This is a genomic window from Nocardioides sp. T5, from assembly GCF_048161455.1.
Taxonomy (GTDB): domain Bacteria; phylum Actinomycetota; class Actinomycetes; order Propionibacteriales; family Nocardioidaceae; genus Nocardioides.
Map to the genome: position 1 here is coordinate 176,498 of NZ_CP182415.1, position 16,342 is coordinate 192,839.

Annotated in this window: 12 protein-coding genes; 6 read left to right on the top strand and 6 right to left on the bottom strand. The window is 68.4% G+C overall.

Features of this window, described 5'->3' with window-relative positions:
• The first annotated feature begins 128 nt into the window (after window positions 1-128).
• The 3 genes from ACNKF0_RS00835 to ACNKF0_RS00845 all read left to right on the top strand — a co-directional run bounded on the left by ACNKF0_RS00835 (window position 129) and on the right by ACNKF0_RS00845 (window position 2,773).
• Window positions 129-1,277, top strand: a complete 1,149-nt coding sequence (locus ACNKF0_RS00835; protein WP_416955074.1) for a hypothetical protein — start codon at window positions 129-131, stop codon at window positions 1,275-1,277.
• Between the two features lie 486 nt (window positions 1,278-1,763).
• Complete coding sequence (locus ACNKF0_RS00840) at window positions 1,764-2,225, top strand: helix-turn-helix domain-containing protein (RefSeq protein ID WP_416955075.1); 462 nt, start codon at window positions 1,764-1,766, stop codon at window positions 2,223-2,225.
• 2 nt (window positions 2,226-2,227) lie between these two features.
• Entirely contained in the window at window positions 2,228-2,773 is a 546-nt protein-coding gene (locus ACNKF0_RS00845) for an ImmA/IrrE family metallo-endopeptidase (RefSeq protein ID WP_416955076.1), read from the top strand.
• A 21-nt stretch (window positions 2,774-2,794) separates the two neighbouring features.
• Here the strand turns inward: ACNKF0_RS00845 and ACNKF0_RS00850 are convergent, their stop codons facing one another.
• The 3 genes from ACNKF0_RS00850 to ACNKF0_RS00860 all read right to left on the bottom strand — a co-directional run bounded on the left by ACNKF0_RS00850 (window position 2,795) and on the right by ACNKF0_RS00860 (window position 8,187).
• The gene (locus ACNKF0_RS00850) at window positions 2,795-3,298 is read right to left on the bottom strand and encodes an SLATT domain-containing protein (RefSeq protein WP_416955077.1); all 504 of its coding nucleotides are present in this window, start codon (window positions 3,296-3,298) and stop codon (window positions 2,795-2,797) included.
• A 516-nt stretch (window positions 3,299-3,814) separates the two neighbouring features.
• Window positions 3,815-5,425: a hypothetical protein gene (locus ACNKF0_RS00855; protein WP_416955078.1), complete on the bottom strand. Its 1,611-nt coding sequence runs from the start codon at window positions 5,423-5,425 to the stop codon at window positions 3,815-3,817.
• A gap of 521 nt (window positions 5,426-5,946) precedes the next feature.
• Entirely contained in the window at window positions 5,947-8,187 is a 2,241-nt protein-coding gene (locus ACNKF0_RS00860; RefSeq protein WP_416955079.1) for an arylsulfatase, read from the bottom strand.
• Window positions 8,188-8,709: 522 nt separating this feature from the next.
• Between ACNKF0_RS00860 and ACNKF0_RS00865 the strand changes: the two genes are divergently transcribed.
• A complete protein-coding gene (locus ACNKF0_RS00865) occupies window positions 8,710-10,002 on the top strand; it encodes a DUF222 domain-containing protein (RefSeq protein WP_416955080.1) in 1,293 nt (430 codons plus the stop codon).
• Between the two features lie 18 nt (window positions 10,003-10,020).
• Here the strand turns inward: ACNKF0_RS00865 and ACNKF0_RS00870 are convergent, their stop codons facing one another.
• The 3 genes from ACNKF0_RS00870 to ACNKF0_RS00880 all read right to left on the bottom strand — a co-directional run bounded on the left by ACNKF0_RS00870 (window position 10,021) and on the right by ACNKF0_RS00880 (window position 12,543).
• Window positions 10,021-10,755, bottom strand: a complete 735-nt coding sequence (locus ACNKF0_RS00870) for a VIT1/CCC1 transporter family protein (RefSeq protein WP_416955081.1) — start codon at window positions 10,753-10,755, stop codon at window positions 10,021-10,023.
• Window positions 10,756-10,826: 71 nt separating this feature from the next.
• Window positions 10,827-11,384 (bottom strand): RNA 2',3'-cyclic phosphodiesterase, encoded by a 558-nt coding sequence (thpR, locus tag ACNKF0_RS00875; protein WP_416958634.1) that lies wholly within the window; start codon window positions 11,382-11,384, stop codon window positions 10,827-10,829.
• A 13-nt stretch (window positions 11,385-11,397) separates the two neighbouring features.
• Entirely contained in the window at window positions 11,398-12,543 is a 1,146-nt protein-coding gene (locus ACNKF0_RS00880) for an acyl-CoA dehydrogenase family protein (RefSeq protein WP_416955082.1), read from the bottom strand.
• Window positions 12,544-12,660: 117 nt separating this feature from the next.
• Between ACNKF0_RS00880 and ACNKF0_RS00885 the strand changes: the two genes are divergently transcribed.
• Together ACNKF0_RS00885 and ACNKF0_RS00890 are read left to right on the top strand one after the other, a co-directional pair.
• Window positions 12,661-14,430 carry a sensor histidine kinase gene (locus ACNKF0_RS00885; protein ID WP_416955083.1) on the top strand — a complete coding sequence of 590 codons (1,770 nt, stop codon included), beginning with the start codon at window positions 12,661-12,663 and terminating at the stop codon, window positions 14,428-14,430.
• A 118-nt stretch (window positions 14,431-14,548) separates the two neighbouring features.
• Window positions 14,549-16,336, top strand: coding sequence for an ATP-binding protein (locus ACNKF0_RS00890; RefSeq protein ID WP_416955084.1), 1,788 nt, complete (start codon window positions 14,549-14,551; stop codon window positions 16,334-16,336).
• The last annotated feature ends 6 nt before the right edge of the window (window positions 16,337-16,342 follow it).

The following is a 16,342-nucleotide window of genomic DNA, read 5'->3' on the forward strand; positions in this document are numbered from 1 at the left end:
CACGTGCCTGCTGCATGGAGCGCGGACGGTTGTCGGCAGCGAAGCTCAACCTGAGTCCCGAGGCTGCCCCCGACGCGCCGAGCGTAGACTCCAGCACGAAGTGTATCACTGGTGATACACTTCGTATCATGACGATGCTTCAAAGCTCGCGCGGGATCGGGTCGCTGAGCTCCATGCTCGGTGATGGTTTGCGGTCCCTTGACATCACTGTCGCGGAATACGACCAGGTCGTCGCCCACTACACGGCCCTCGGCCACCAGTTTGCCGATCATTGGGGCCACACCCGGGGCGACAACATCGTCACCCCGCAGGGCTCGTTTCCCCTCGGCACGGTGGTGCGCAACGTCCACCGCAACGACGAGATCGACCTTGATGCGGTCGCCATCCGCGACATTGGCAAGACCGCCATCAGTCAAGTCGACCTGAAGGTTGACGCAGGAGTTCCCGTCCGCAATTACTCACGGTCGGCTCGGAGTGGACATCCGACCATCAGTGAATGCGAACGGTGCTGGACGCTCCACTGGAACGGGATGCACATCGACCTCCTCCCCGCGATCCCGAACTGCGACACCGGAGTTGGGATTCTGATCACCGACAAGGACGTTAGACGGTGGCTGCCGTCTCACCCGACCGGCTACATCGACTGGTTCAAGAGCCAGATGCGCGAGGCGCTCGTCGCCGCCCTCGAGGCTAAGAGCACGCAGATTGACAACGTCCCCGAGTGGCAGGTCAAGACGACTCTCCAGCAGACGGTCCAGGCGTTGAAGCGACACCGTGACATCTACTTCACCGACAATCTCGGCGACCGGCCCGCCTCCGTCATCCTGACCACGCTCGCTGCGCGCGCCTACACCGGCGGCGACGACGTCTACGAAGTACTGCGTGACGTCATTGGCCGCATGGGCGGAATGGTCGAGCACCGCGACGGCATGTGGTGGGTGCCGAACCCGGTTCTGAACACGGAGAACTTTGCCGACTCCTGGGCTAGGTACCCCAAGCGGGCCGCGTGGTTCTTCCAGTGGCTAGAGGCCGCCACCAACGACTTCAATGGCTTCGGCCTGAAGGCCGGCCTCGACAACTCCATCCCCCGCATCGCCGCTTCCTTCGGCGACCGGTTCGCCAAGGCCGCCAGCGCCGGCTACAGCAACACCCTCAACGCCGCGCGCGACACCCAACGGCTCCAGGTCACCACCGGCGGCACCCTCGCCGCGGCAACCGGGGCTGAGTACTCCCGGAAGGTGCGCCGCAATGGCTTCGCGGGTGGGTCACCGAACTGAGCTGAATCTCGCCCATCAGGCGTTCGCCCTTCGGCAACTAGCGCCGAACGGGTCGATCCGCCTCCGGCCCGGTTCGCTGATCTGGACCGGCTGGGTCCAACCGACTTCCGAGACTGGGCAGTATCACCTGCGGATCGACGTCAAACCGAACCGTCGCCCGTCCGTTCGGGTACTCGCACCCGCACTCAAGCCGACCGAAGACGGACTTCTCCCGCACGTCTACGACGACGGAACCCTCTGCCTCACCCTGCCTGGCGAGTGGTCACCGACGCAGTACGTCACCGAAACGTTCCTACCATGGGCATGCGAGTGGCTCACCTTCTATGAACTCTGGCTAGCGACCGGGCTCTGGTACGGCGATGGACAAGACTGCCTCGACGCCGAGTCGCAGGCAGCCATCCTGCATCCCTACAGCTAGCATCCACCGCAACACTTTCCCGGGATGCGGCCTCCAAGCCCGTGTCCACACAAGGGGTCGAGAAGAAGATGACGGAAGACAGACTTCAGCCCGCCCTCGGAGAGTCGCTCCGAGCAGAACGACGGCGCCGGCGCCTATCGCTACGCGAGCTCGCCGACGAGATCGACGTCGGTTTCAACACGCTATCCCGCGTCGAACGCGGTCACGTGCCCGAGTTGCGGAATTACAAGCGCATCATCAGCTGGCTCGGTGCCGAGGATTCCCTATTCGACGCGGCCGAAACGGCTGCAGTCGAGCCGTCGACGCCTGACCTGATTGCTAAGCACCTCTACACCGACGACCGTCTTGATGAAGAGTCAGCCGGCACGATGATGAAGCTCATCCAGGATCTCTACAACGTGCTTGCCGCACCCAAGCCAGCGTTCGCGGTACATCTTCGCTCCAGTCAGACCTTCCTCCCCGAAGTCGGCAAGCTGCTTTCCGACGCGCTCGAGGACATGCACACGGCTCTGGTCGAGGAAGCCCGTTAGCCGTGCGTCGTGGGTTCAAGGCTGAGGCCGAACGCCTCAGCGATCAGGTCCGTAGTGACCTGAAGCTCGGTACAAGCGACCAGCTTCCACTCGAGCGCCTAGCGGCTTCACTCGGGGCCGAGGTTCGATCCGCCGGCGACCTCATCGACATCGAGCGGCTTATAGAGATCGACGAAAAACAGCCCGGCGCCTTCTCGGCATGCACCTTCGAGATCGGCGACCGGCACATCATCGTGTGGAACCCCCTCGCGAGCATCGGCCGGCGAACCAGTGATATCGCGCACGAGCTTTCCCACCTTCTGTTCAAGCACGAAGTCAAGGACGTCCAGAAGATCGGCGATCTGACCTTCTTCGGCTGCGACGCCGACGAAGAGCAAGAGGCGAACTGGCTCGCCGGCTGTCTCCTCCTACCCCGGCGCCTCCTCGTGTCGAGGCTGCGGGCTGGCGCCAGCGTCGACGACATCGTCGAGCGCTACGAAGTCAGCCCTCAGATGGCGAACTACCGCATCCGCGCAACCGGCGCTCTTCGACAGGTGCAGGCCCGGTAACGACGCCATCCCGCGAGCCCGTCAGGCGTCGACAGCGTGGGCGAAGTCCCCGCCCTCGATCTTCTTCCTCGCCTTCTCGAAGGCGCGTTGCCCGATCGCCGGGGCTGACGCGTCAGCGTCACGCTTCCCCGTCCGGATCGTTTCGACATACTCGCGCCACACCTCCGGCTGCTCCGAGGTCGAGGAATGCATGTCGAGCTCCCGGTGCTGGCGTGCCTGGACCCTTACGTCGTTGAGGATCCGGGCCGCCGCCAGATGTTGGCCGGCCCGCTCGTCAGGCTTGACGAAGGTAAGCAACGCGGACAGGACCGCCGCAAGTAGGGCGAACGAGCCCGAGAGCCACGTAGCACCATCGGCGATCACCGAGACCGACGTCGCGGCAGCCGTGACAGTGGCGAGCGCACCTAGGATCCAGTGGGTGCGTTGAAGACCCTCTGCGGCGGCAAAGTGGGCCTTCTCCGTGTACAGGAGATCCTCTTCGAGGCGCTCCAGCTCATTGACGGCCACGGCTCGATAGTCGTCCATTGGGCTCACCCTAGGGCAGGTCCGGTCGACGCCATCGCGCGTCCCGCAGTGTCGCAGCCGCACCTTCACTCTTCTGCGTTGTACTCAAGCCCGCGGAGGCCAGGGAGCGCGTCGCCCCTCGGTTCGTCTTTAGCTTCCGGTGGCCGTCGCTACAGCGGTGCGTCTCTCCGCGCCATCTTGCATGGTGTCCCAGCAACTCAAATAATCGCGCGGAATAGTGGTCGCGCACCAGCATCAGACGCGCCGGACCACCGTGACGGCCTCGCCGTCGCCGAGCGTGCGGCCCTGAAGACGATTGCGTGATTCGCGCGCGGAGTCAGCAGGTCAAGGTTGCGTCTGGGCTCGTTGTTTGCCGTCTCCGCGTCGACGAGGCCGGAAGCCATGTTGAGCTCTCTGCCTTCAGCGGGTTGGTAAAGACACCGAAATCACCCATTTTGCGAATGGTAAGCCTCGGCGGCGGGTGGTGCCGAGAACGTGCCGGAGTTCGTACAGGGATGGCCGCATCCAGACCCGTACCTACTCGAGCATTCGGTGTATCGATCGTGCCTCGGGCTTGCCAAGAAGCGTTAGCTCATTCTCCGCTCGAGCAGCCAGTCCGAACGGATCCGTTGGCGGGTCTTGCATCGCGCCGTGCACCAGCCGATCTAGCCCGGCCGCGACGAGCGGCGGCAAGGTGCGCATAGTCGCGGGCAGTGCAACAGAATCAAAGCGACCGCCGTGCAGCAACAGATTCCGCTGCATATACAACCGCCGGAACGCATCTCGGTAGTACCCGCGTACCCGGTCCATGGTCCCAGCCGCGTCGCCAAGCGCGTTGCGGACGCGTGCAACCGCTGCCACATCCGTAGGATCAGTGAGCTGCAGCGTGGTCCCGTTCTGCACAGCGTTCAGTACTGCATCCATCTTGGCCGTCAGTCGGGTCTCAGTTCTCATGGCCTCGCCGAGCAGGTCGTCGTTGCTGGCGAGCACGTCGACGAGCTGAGTCAGCTCTGCGCGCATGAAGCCGCCGGCAACGACTGCTGCCATACGGTCCGCGGCAGCTACTCCAGAATCGCCCGATCGGGTTAGGAGACCTTCGACGGCAGCCCACATGGCTGCGACGGATGTCCAGGAGGTCGCCGTCTCTGCGGCGGCCAGTAGCTCAAACGCATCATCAAGGGCGCGTCCCTCGCCGGTCCGCGATGCAGGAAGGAGCAGACCGTGACGGGTGATGGAGGACAGCAAAATCTCGCGCTGACGCGATCGTAGTTGGCGCCATCGAGGCGTAGCCGCTGGCACGACAATCGCAACTCCTACCGGTTGAACCGTGCCGGAGGCCAAGCCCACTGCAGCGCGGGCAGTGAGGCGACGCACCTCGATCTCCGCCGCCGCGATCGCCCCCTTTGGCTCGCGAGCCGAAACAGAGAACTTGAGCGCCCCCACTCCTTCGCGGGCCTTGAGTGCCGGGAGGCTTTGGTCGGCGAGCCAAGTGACGAATGCGTCCCATTCGAGGAACCGTGATCCCGCGGATGCCACGATCTCGGGGGACAACGCAGTGAAGGGGACGTGGACCTCATATGAAACGGCGTCTCGCCCGCACATCTCGCTGGCTTGCGCCATGACCGATGCGAGGGTCACGTCGACGCGGTCGCTACTGGCCAGCAACCATCCATGGAGATGGTCAGGCGCGAAGTCTGCGTCCAGTAGGTGCGCAATCACAGCGCGGGACATGAGCTCCAGGTTCTGATCTGAGACGTCACCCCGAGCGTGCGCGCTCTCCCAGTTGGCCAAGTAGTCCCCATCCACTCGCCGAATCAGCTGCTCGAGCGACGCCGCGACGGACTCGTTGAGCACTCCCTCGGTCTTGTGGACACCGCATGCCAGAATTCGGACGATCTCGTTTCGAACCTCGCCTGCGCCAAGTCCGAGATCGCGTCCCAGGGCGGTGGCCGCTGACTTGGTGACGTAAGCCAGGCCCTCGCTCTTCGCGACGCCGGATCGGACGCCATTGGCGTATTCGATCACTTCCCGAAGCGCCAGCACGCTCCCGATCTGCCACAGGCTGCGATGCCAAGGCGTCGAGTGATCGACCAACTCTCGGAGTCGAGCGATCACCAGGGTCTCGTCCGAGAATGCTTCCGCTGTCACCGCCTTAGGCTAATGTCTCTCCTACGAGCTTCGGTTCGCTAGCTGAAAGACGGGAGTCGCCCTCCGGGGCCGCTCCCGTCTTTACCTTTCGGCGCTCCTCAGTCAGACTCACGAGCGCTGCAGCCGTCGACGTCTTCGCTGCAGGTTCCCTCGCTGGAGCTTGGGCGCCCGGTGGTTCAGCCAGACCGATACGAAGCAATCAATGTCCTCCGCTACCTAGCACTCGTCCGCGTGTCAGCCACCTTGGGCGAACCAGCACCGGCGCGCACCGGTCGAGGTGTGTCCCATTCCGCCGCGTACCGTCCGGGGCGCGACATTGCGCCGCGTAGCGGTGCGGCCACGAACATCTCCCCGGTCATGAGGCGATGCCAGCGCTAGCGTCGATCAGGCGCGTACTTGCCCCGAGGATGTTTACGCCCCTGGCTGGTCGCCAGCGATTCGACAGACACGTGAGGTGGTCAGTGTGCCGCGCGTACTCGCGCAAGACGTGGACGTAGATCGACCGCCGGAGCTTGGCATGCTCAGGTGAGATAGCGAACGTCGACAGAGTGGATGGTGCCCTCGAAGGGAAATGGCGCGCGGTCGTAGTAGTCGAGCGAAACCGAGCCGCCCAGGCAGGTCCCGATGTCGAGGCAGTCGTTGGCCGTGAATAGCAGTGGCGCGCTGACGGGAACCACTCCTGACGCGACCACGGTGCCGTCGACCGACAGCGTCACGTTCAGCGAGCCGCCTGGCCGGACCTCGGCGTACTCCGTGCGGATGTCAACCTGATGCCGTCCTGCCGTGAGCTTCCGGTCACACCGGATCTTGGTGCGCATGAGGATGAAGCAGTTGTACTCGTAGCAGAGGTGGCCGTCGTCGAGGTAGCAGGTGAGGCCGCCACCGGCTCCACCGAGTGCGTATAGAACGCCGTTCGCTGCCTCGGGCAGCTCGGCGTCGACGGTCACGGTGTTGGCCCGGTTGCCGAGCGCGGGCGCGCAGAACTCGGGCATCCGCACGACGTCGCCACTGAACGTCCAGCTGCGGTACGGCGTGGAGATGCGCAGCTCTGGGTGGTACACGGGCACCCAGAGCCCACCCCCGATGGGGTAGACGCTGTTGCGAGCGGCCTCGATCGCAAAAACCTCCTTGAGCTCCGCGAGCTTGTCGGGGTGCGCGTCGGCGAGGTCGTGGGCCTGGGTCCAGTCCTGGTCGAGGTGGTAGAGCTCCCAGGTGTCGCTGTCTGGCGTCCACGCCTGGATGCCCGGCGGCAGGCCGGGGACCCAGGGTGCTCGTGGTCCGAACGCAGAGGCCATCCAGCCGTCGTGGTAGATCGCGCGGCTACCCATGATCTCGAAGTACTGCGTCCGCAGCCGGCCCTGCGCTTGGGGGGCGTCGAAGGTGTAGGCGAAGCTGGTGCCGTCTAGGTCCTGCTGCTCGATCCCTCGTACGACGCGTGGCGGGGTGATCCCGAGGATCTCGTAGATGGTGGGTACCAGGTCGTTGCAGTGGTGGAACTGGGAACGGGGCCGGGCGTCGGGGGCGATCCGCGAGGGCCAGCGCACTGCCATCGGGTTCCGTGTCCCACCCAGGTGCGAGGCCACCAGTTTCATGCCCTTGTAGGGCGCGCTTCCTGCCCACGCCCAGCCGGCGTGGTACTGGTTGTCGGTCTTCGGCGAACCGAGCACTTCGAGGCCGCCCATCTCGTCGAGCGCCTTGATGTGCATGTCGACCGTGGTGGGGATCCCGTTCTGGGCCAGCAGCTCACTGATGGTGCCGTTCTGGCCCTCGCCGGACGAACCGTTGTCCCCCCAGATGTAGAACACGACGGTGTTGTCCCCGTGCCCGAGGCGTTCCACCTCGTCGAGCAGCCGGCCAACCTGGACGTCGACGTGCTCGGCGAAGCCGGCGGCGACCTCCATCAGCCGTCGCTGGAAGGGCTTCTCGGCGTCCGGGATGTCGTCCCAGGCGGGGAGCGTCGGGTCGCGCGGTGTCAACTCGGCGTCCTCCGGGATCCACCCGGCCGATCTTGCGTTCGCGAACGCGCGTTCGCGATAGGCGTCCCAGCCGTCGTCGAAGCGTCCGGCGTACTTGTCGGCCCACTCCTTCATGACGTGGTGCGGGCCGTGCAGGCAGCCGCTCGCCCAGTACATGAAGAACGGCTTGTCCGGCTCGAAGGCCTGGTGGCGGCGCAGCCAGCCGATCGCGTCGTCAGCCAGGTCCTCGCTGAGGTGGTAGCCCTCTTCCGCCCGCTTCGGGGGCAGAACGCTGGTGGTGTTGCGCACCAGGTTGGGCTCGTACTGGCTGGCCTCGCCCGCGAGGAACCCGTAGAAATACTCGAACCCGCGACCGGTCGGCCAGTTGTGGAAGGGGCCTGACGGCGTCGTCTCCTCGGCCGGGGTGTTGTGCCACTTGCCGAACGCCGCCGTCGCGTACCCGTAGTCGGTAAGGACTTCGGCGACCAGGGAGGTGCTCGTCGGGATGTGCCCGGAGTAGCCGTCCCAGTCGTTGGCGAGCTCCGCGATCTGCCCGTTCCCGATCCGGTGGTGGTTGCGCCCGGTCAGGAGCGAGGCTCGAGTGGGCGAGCACATCGCCGTCGTGTGGAAGCGGTTATAGCCGATACCCTCCGCCAGGACGCGTGTCAGCGTCGAGGTACGGACCTCACCACCGAAGGTGTCCGGCAGGCCAGGACCGGCATCGTCGATGAGCACCACCAGGATGTTCGGCGCGTCATCGGCCAGCCGCCGCTCCGGCGCACGCGGCTCGTAGATCGAGTCCTGCATCGTGCGCCCAGCACGGGAACCAGACGGTGTCGGGGGGAAAGGCAGGACGTCCTGGCGCGGCAACTTCGGGAAGGGCATCACGACATTCCGTCTCCTGTTCAACCTCGACCGGACCGTCAACTTAGGGTCCACGGGGTTGCTACCGCCTCCCCTCCAACGGGCGAGATCGGCAAGCGATCCTGCTCGAGCAACGACGTCACAACGGACGCAGTCAGCCAGAGCCCGATGCCTGAGCTGCCGAGGTCAGGCTCGGGTGTGTCCACGATGCATCGAACTGCAACGGGAAACGGGAAGCGCGTCATTGCGCCGCAACTGCAGTTCGAACATGCTTGCGAATATGCATCGCGACGTGTAGTCTGGCCGCACGCTTCAAACAGTCCATCGTTCTAGGGTCAGTGACCCGGACGGTGGCTGGGTGGGCGAGTTGCGAGGGACGTAAGTGTCCGGCTGGGCCGGCCTCCAGGAGCGACGACCGTCAGTGAGTTGCGCGTGCGCGACGACGTCGTCGAGAGGAGGCCGCACATGTCCCATCCGATCCTGGCTGCGGCCACGGCGATGGACGTCGTGCTGAAGGACGTGGCGGATGCCAACCCGCTCTTCATGTCGGCCGCTGAGAAGGCGGATGCGCTGCGCGAGCTGGCTCGCATCGAGTCCCGGGTGGCCGAGCTGCGGATGCGCGTGCTCGTCGACGCCGGTGACGTGGCGACCGAGGTCGGGGCGCGAGACGCGGCCGCGTGGTATGCCGACGCCACCTGCACGCGCTTCGAGGACGCGCGGGCCGACCTCCGGCTCGCGACCGCGCTCGACCGGCGGTGGAGCACCCTGGGGGCCGCCCTCCGCGAGGGCCGGGTCAACACCGCCCAGGCGCGGGTGGTCGTCCGATCGCTCGAGGACCTCCCTGACTCCGTGCCGGCCGAGCTGCTGGACCAGGCCGAGGCCCTGCTGATCGAGCACGCCCAGCGGCTCGGACCGAAGCAGCTGGCCCGGGTCGGGCGTCACGTCCTCGAGGTCGTGGCGCCGGAGGTGGTTGCGGAGGTCGAGGGCAAGCGCCTCGCCGCCCTCGAGGCGGAGGGTCGCCGCCGCACCCGACTGATGCTCCGGCGGCTCGGTGACGGCACCACGCGGGTCTCGGGCCGCCTGCCCGACGCGGTCGCCACCCGCTTCGCCACCTACCTCGAGGCCTACGCCAACCCCCGGCGCGACGGGGTCCCGACCCCACTCGGTGAGCCGGCCGCGCCCCTCCTCGACCCGATGCCGCGGCTGCCGTACCCCCGCCGTCTCGGCGAGGCCTTCTGCCAGCTGCTCGAGAGCCTCGACCCGCAGCGCCTGCCCGTCCACGGAGGCGACGCGACGACCGTGGTGGTGACCATCTCGCTCGAGACGCTGAGGTCCGAGCTCGGCGCGGCCGACGTCCTCGGGGCGGGCACGGTGCCGGCCGATCCGCACGGTGACCCGTGTGCCGGCGAGCGGATCAGCGCAGGGGAGGCGCGACGACTCGCGTGCAACGGACGGATCCTCCCCGCCGTGCTGGGTGGCAGGTCCGAGATCCTCGATCTCGGGCGCGCCCAGCGACTGTTCAACGCCGCGCAGCGGCGGGCCCTCCTGCTGCGCGACAAGACCTGCCGTGCCGCGGGCTGCGACGTGCCGGGCACCTGGGCCGAGGCCCACCACTGGCTGCCGTGGCTGCTGGGCGGCCTGACCGACCTCGACAACGCCGTGCTGCTCTGCGCCCACCATCACCACCGGGCCCACGACGCCGATTACGTCGCTGAACGTCTACCGAGCGGCGACGTGAAGTTCCACAGACGCAGATAGGGCGCCGAGGCAGAGGGACTATCCCAGCTGGGTGCCGGCGAGCATGCCGATCAGGTAGGTGACGCCCATCGCCAGCAGGCCGCCGGACACGTTGCGCAGCACGGCCGGCAGACGCGGGCTGTAGCCGATGCGGGCGCTGGCGAACCCGGTGAGCGCGAGAGCCGCGACGACGCTGAGGACCGTGACCAGCACCCGCACGGTGTCGGGCACGAACGCCACGATCAGCAGCGGGAGCAGTGCGCCGACCGTGAAGGCCAGCATCGAGGCCCATGCGGCGTGCCAGGGGTTGGTCAGGTTGTCGGGATCGATGCCGAACTCGATGTCGGCGTGCGCGCGCAGGGCGTCGTGCTCGGTGAGCTCGCGGGCGACCTTCTCGGCCGTCTCCGGCGACAGTCCCTTGTCGACGTACATCGCGGCCAGCTCGCGCTCCTCGGTCTGCGGCATCTGCTGCAGCTCCTTGGCCTCGAGCTGGAGGATCGACTTCTCGGAGTCGCGCTGGGTGCTGACCGAGACGTACTCGCCGGCGCCCATGCTCAGCGCACCCGCGGTCAGCGCGGCGATGCCCGCGATCACGATCGCGCCGCTGTCGTCGGTGGCACCCGCCACGCCCATCACGACGCCGGCGGTCGAGACGATGCCGTCGTTGGCACCCAGCACGGCGGCGCGCAGCCAGTTGAGCCGCGTGCCGACGTGGTCGCCCAGCTCGTCGTGGAAGTGCTGGGGGTCCTCGTCCGTACCGATCTCAAGGCTCACGTTCTGATCGTCGCTCGCGGTGGTGCGTCCTGCAACGAAGGTGAGGCTGTGCTCATCGGCCGCCCAGGCCCTCAGTCGATGGCGTACGTCGCGACGACCTCGTGGCGTGGACGGCGGCGCGGGCCCTCGCCGAGGTGGGACGCCACCAGCGCCACCTCGTCGAGCTCCCACTCCGGCCCTTCGTAGCCGTCGAGGAGCCGCACCCACGACGTGACGTTGTCGGGGCTCCCGAGCCGGGCCAGCGTGAGGTGTGCGCGGAAGCGCTGCCCGTCGACGCGGGCCCCGGCCTTCGACAGCGCGGCGCGGCAGCCGGTCGCCAACCGGTCCAGCTCCGTGCGGGCGTCATCGTCGGTGGCGAGCCGGGCGAAGAGCACCCGGGCACGGTCGGGGTGGGGGAAGGCGCCGCCGCCGGCCAGCCGCAACCGCACCGGCCGCCGCTTGCGGGCCGCCCGCTCGAGCCGGTCGCCCAGGTCGTCGAGGGACCGGTCAGGGACGTCCTCGGCGAAGGCCAGCGTGAGGTGCCACTGGTCCGGCACGGTCCAGCGGTACGCCGCGGCGTCGCGGCGCACCGCCAGGAACTCGTCGAGGTGGGCGACGGCGTCCTCCGGGGGCACCGCCGCCACGAACATCCGCGTCACGGGCTCAAAGTCCCAGGTCGCGGCCGATCAGCATCTTCATGATCTCGTTGGACCCCGCCCAGATCTTCGTCACGCGGGCGTCGCGCCAGGCGCGGGCGACGCGGTACTCGTTCATGTAGCCGTAGCCGCCGTGGACCTGCACGCAGTGGTCGAGGACGTCGTTCTGGACCTGCGAGGTCCACCACTTGGCCTTGGCCGCGTCGACGGGCGTCAGCTCCTTCTTCGTGTGGGCCACGACGCACTGGTCGACGAACGCCTGCGTGACGTCGACGCGGGTGACGAGGTCGGCGAGGAGGAACTGCGTGTTCTGGAAGGAGCCGATGGGCTGGCCGAACGCCTGGCGGTCCTTGGCGTACTGGACCGTCTCCTCGAGTATCTGCTTGGCGTGGGCGAGGTTGGTGATGGCCGAGCCGAGGCGCTCCTGGGGCAGGAACTGCATCATCGAGATGAAGCCGGTGTCGAGCGGGCCGACGAGGTCGTCGTTGCTGACGCGCACGTCCTCGAAGGACAGCTCGGCGGTGTCGGACTCGTCCTGGCCGACCTTGTCGAGCACCCGGCCGACGCTGAAGCCCTCGAGCGTGGTGTCGACGGCGAACAGCGAGATCCCCTTGGCCTTCTTCTCGGGGCTGGTGCGGGCCGCGACGAGCACGAGGTCGGCCGAGCCGCCGTTGGTGATGAAGGTCTTGGAGCCGTTGATCACCCAGTCGTCGCCGTCGCGGACCGCGGTGGTCCTGAGGTTGGCGAGGTCGGAGCCGCCGCCCGGCTCGGTCATCCCGATGGCCGTGACGATCTCACCGGTGGCGGACCCGGGCAGCCAGCGCGCCCTCTGCTCGTCGTTGGTCAGGTGCACCAGGTAGGGCACGGTGATGTCGGCGTGGATCCCGACGCAGCTCGGCAGGGTCATGTTGACCTTGGCGAGCTCCTCGGTGAGGACCGCGTTGAACCGGTAGTCGCCGGCCTCGGAGCCGCCGTACTGCTCGGGGATCTCCAGGCCGAGGAAGCCCTGCTTCCCGGCGGCGAGCCAGAAGTCGCGATCGAGCCCGTGGCCGGCGGCGTACGTCTCGAGGTGCGGGGCGACCTCGCGGTCCAGGAACTGCTTGACCGAGGCGCGGAAGGCCTCGTGGTCCTCGTCGTAGATCTCACGCTTCATGCCGCTATGTTACCCGCGAGTCACCAAGCCGCGCCCATCAGCCGGAAGTGGGTCCGGGCAGGCCCGATTGGGCGTAACGTCACCGGCGGCGGCTCGGGACGGTGGGCGGGAGCAGTGATGGACGACGACGGGCTGTGGGTACGCCCGCGGGGACGCGCGTGGGGCAACGAGGCCCAGCGCGCGGTGCTGCACGCCATCGCGGAGGACGTCGCCAAGCGGACGCAGCACAAGGTGGTCGCCATCGAGGCGCTGCGGTCCGACGGCTACCTCGAGTTCGTCGCGATCGCCGGCGACGACGACGCCCGCGACAAGATGCTCGGCCAGGCCTCGCCCCTGGCCCTCGACCACATCCACCAGCTCGGTGTGGAGATGGCGGGCTGGCGGCACATCCCGAGCGAGCGGTTGGACGACGAGACGCGCGCCTGGCTCGACGAGTACGGCCACCGGCCCGACGTACCCGCCTCGGGCCTGCCCAACGGGTGGGACCCCGACGACCAGATGGTGCGCCTGCTGCAGAACGAGGACGGCGAGCTCCGCGGGCTGCTCTACCTCGACGAGCCGCACTCCGGGCTCCGGCCGACGTCCGACAGCGTGGCCGCGGTCAACGCCGAGGCCGGCGTGCTCTTCGAGGCGGTCATCAGCATCGTCGAGCGGGAGCTCTACGGCGAGCAGGTCCGGATGGTCACCCAGGCGCGGCGCGCCATCGAGAGCGTACGACCGGGGCTCGGCGTCCAGGACCTGCTGAGCGAGCTGGCCCGCGCGATGGTCGAGGCGATGGACGTCGCGACCGTCGACGTGATCGTCGCCGGGGCCGACGTCCCCGGGCTCGAGCACGACCGGCTTGACGTGGCGGAGCTGATGCGCGGGCAGTGGCAGCGCCGCGGGCACGTCGTCGTCGAGCGGCAGCGGACCTGGAGCATGAAGGAGGAGTCGATCGAGACCCCCCGGTCGCTCACGCGTCTGCTCGACACCCACGGCCTGGGCTCGGGCCTGCTGGTGCCGATCGGCGCCGGCGACGAGTACCTCGGCACGCTGTCGATGGGCCGGGCGCCCGACGCGCCGCGGTGGAACGCCTCCGAGATCAACGCGGCCATGACCGTGGCCGCCGACCTCGCCCGGCTGCTCCTCGAGGCGCGGCTGCGGGAGCGCGAGCGGGCCCTCAACGCCGAGCTCCGCGACGTCAGCGACTACCGACGCGACATGGTCCTGACCCTCGCCCACGAGCTGCGCAACCCGGTCAGCGTCCTCTTCTCCCACCTCGAGCTCCTCGGCCTCGAGGTGCACTCCGAGGAGTCGCGCCACTCCATCGAGGCGCTCGACCGCTCGGCCCGGCGCATCGAGGACATGGTGGCGGACCTGATGACCCTCGCCTCGGTCAGTGACCCCGAACGGGGCGCCCAGACGGGCGAGGTCGACCTGTCGGCGATGGTCCGGGACACGAGCGAGTTCCTGGCCCCCACGGCCGCGCGCGCGGGGGTGTCGCTCGACGCGGTCGTGGCCGACCGGCTCGTCGTCACGGGCGAGGCGGCCGGCCTGGAGCGGATGGTCGCCAACCTGCTGTCCAACGGGATCAAGTACACGTCCGCGGGCGGACGGGTGTCGATGGAGGCCTCGGCCCGGTCGGTGGACGGGACCGACGGCGTGCTCATCACCTGCGCCGACACCGGCATCGGCATCGCGGCCGAGGAGGTCGACAAGGTCTTCACCCCCTTCTTCCGCTCGAGCAGCCCCGAGGCGCGCAAGCGTCCCGGCACCGGCCTCGGCCTGGCGATCATGGAGCGCGTCGTGACCGGCCACGACGGGACCATCGAGGTCGACTCGGTGCTCGGCGAGGGGACGACGTTCAGCGTGTGGCTGCCCGTCGCCGGCCCGCGTACGGCGCATTGACAGGACCTCGGCGGGGCACCGGCTGAGCCACGTCCCCGTCACAACCTGTGGAAAACGGTCCGGGCGTGTGGGTCACCCGCCTACGATCCGAGTGGCGGGTGGGGAGGGGCAGTGCGCCATGGAGCAGGGGCGAACAGGCGAGCGCAGGACACGCGACCTCAGCTGGGGTGACCAGCGGGCTCGCGCGCTCATGCACGCCCTGGCCCGCGACGCCGCCACGCGTGCCGGCTTCCGCATCTGTGCCATCGAGGTGGTCCGCCCCAAGGGCCTGCTCGAGTTCGTCGCGATCCACGGCGACACGGCCACCGCCCAGGAGCGCCTCGGCACCGCGTCTCGCCTCTCCGACATGCAGCTCGTCTTCGCCGAGGGCGAGCAGCTGGGCCACTTCCTCTGGATCCCGTTCGAGAAGCTCTCCGAGGAGATCCGCGAGCGCATCGACGGCGTCGTCGTGGTCCCCGACATGCCGGTCACCGGCGCGCCCGGCGAGTGGCACCCGATGGACATGCTCGTCGCCCGGATCGCCGACGAGCGCGGGGACCTGCGCGCGCTGCTCTACCTCGACGTGCCGACCGACCTCGCCCGGCCCGACAAGGCCCGGATGCTCGAGATCAGCGACGAGCTCGAGACCGTCCTGCTCTCGATCGTCACGCTCGTCGAGCGCGAGGAGTACGCCGACCACATGCGGGTCATCCGGGCCACCCGCCGCCTGGCCCGGTCCAACCCGGCCCGCCACGACGTGGACCACCTCGTCCGCGAGGCCCGCTCGACCCTGCTCGGCGCCCTGTCGGTCGACGAGCTGGAGATCCGCGTCTTCATCGACGACGACGCCGGCACGCGCGACAGCCTGGGCCTGAGGATGGCGCCCGAGGTGCGGCGCGCGCTCGACGAGGCGGCTGCCCGTGCGTGGACGCACCAGCGCGTGATCATCATCGAGCCCGGTCACGTGTGGGGCGACCCCGAGCTCGCGACGTACGCCGACTGGTTCACCGCCGCGCTCGATTCAGCAGGGTTCGAGGCCGTCGTGGTCGCGCCCGTCGGCGTCGACGACGAGGTGCTCGGCATGCTGATGTGCGCCCGCCGCACCGGATCGCGGCGCTGGACCGACGGCGAGGGCGTCGCGGCGCTGGAGCTCGGCCACGACCTCGGACGCGCGATCGCCAACGCCCACGCCACGCAGCGCGAGCGCCGCCTCCTCGAGGAGCTGCGCGAGCTCGAGGTGGCCCGCCACTGGTTCCTGCGCGAGCTGACCCACGAGATCAACAACCCGATGACGGTGATCGCGGCCAACGCCGAGTTCCTGACCTCGAGCGAGCTCATCGCCGCCCCCGACCGGCGCCGCGCGCAGGCCGTGGTGCGCGCGAGCGAGCGGCTGGGCGACCTGCTGCAGGGGCTGTCGATGCTGTCCCAGGTCAGCGACCCGCAGCAACCGCCGGCCATGCAGCACGTCGACCTCGTCCGGGTGGCCGAGGAGACCATGACGGCCATGACGGCCGTGGCCGAGCGGGCGGGCATCACGCTCCACCTGGTCGGCGATGCGGGCGAGGCCGTCGTCCAGGGTGATCCGCGAGAGATCGCCAGCGCCGTGTCCAACCTCGTCGACAACGCCGTGAAGTACTCCGACGCCGGTCACGAGGTGTGGATCGGGGTGGAGAAGCGACCCGACGGCGGCCTGTCCTTCGTCTGCACGGACGAGGGCCTCGGGATCTCCGAGGCCGACCAGGCCAATCTCTTCGCCCCGCTCTTCCGCTCCACCAACGAGCAGGCGCTGCTGCGGCCGGGCACGGGCCTGGGCCTGGGCATCGTGCGGGAGATCATGCAGCGCCACGGCGGCCGCGTCGAGGTCGAGTCGACCCTCGGTCGCGGCACCCGCGTCCGGCTCCACTTCCGACCCCTGCACCGCGCGTAGCCGGCC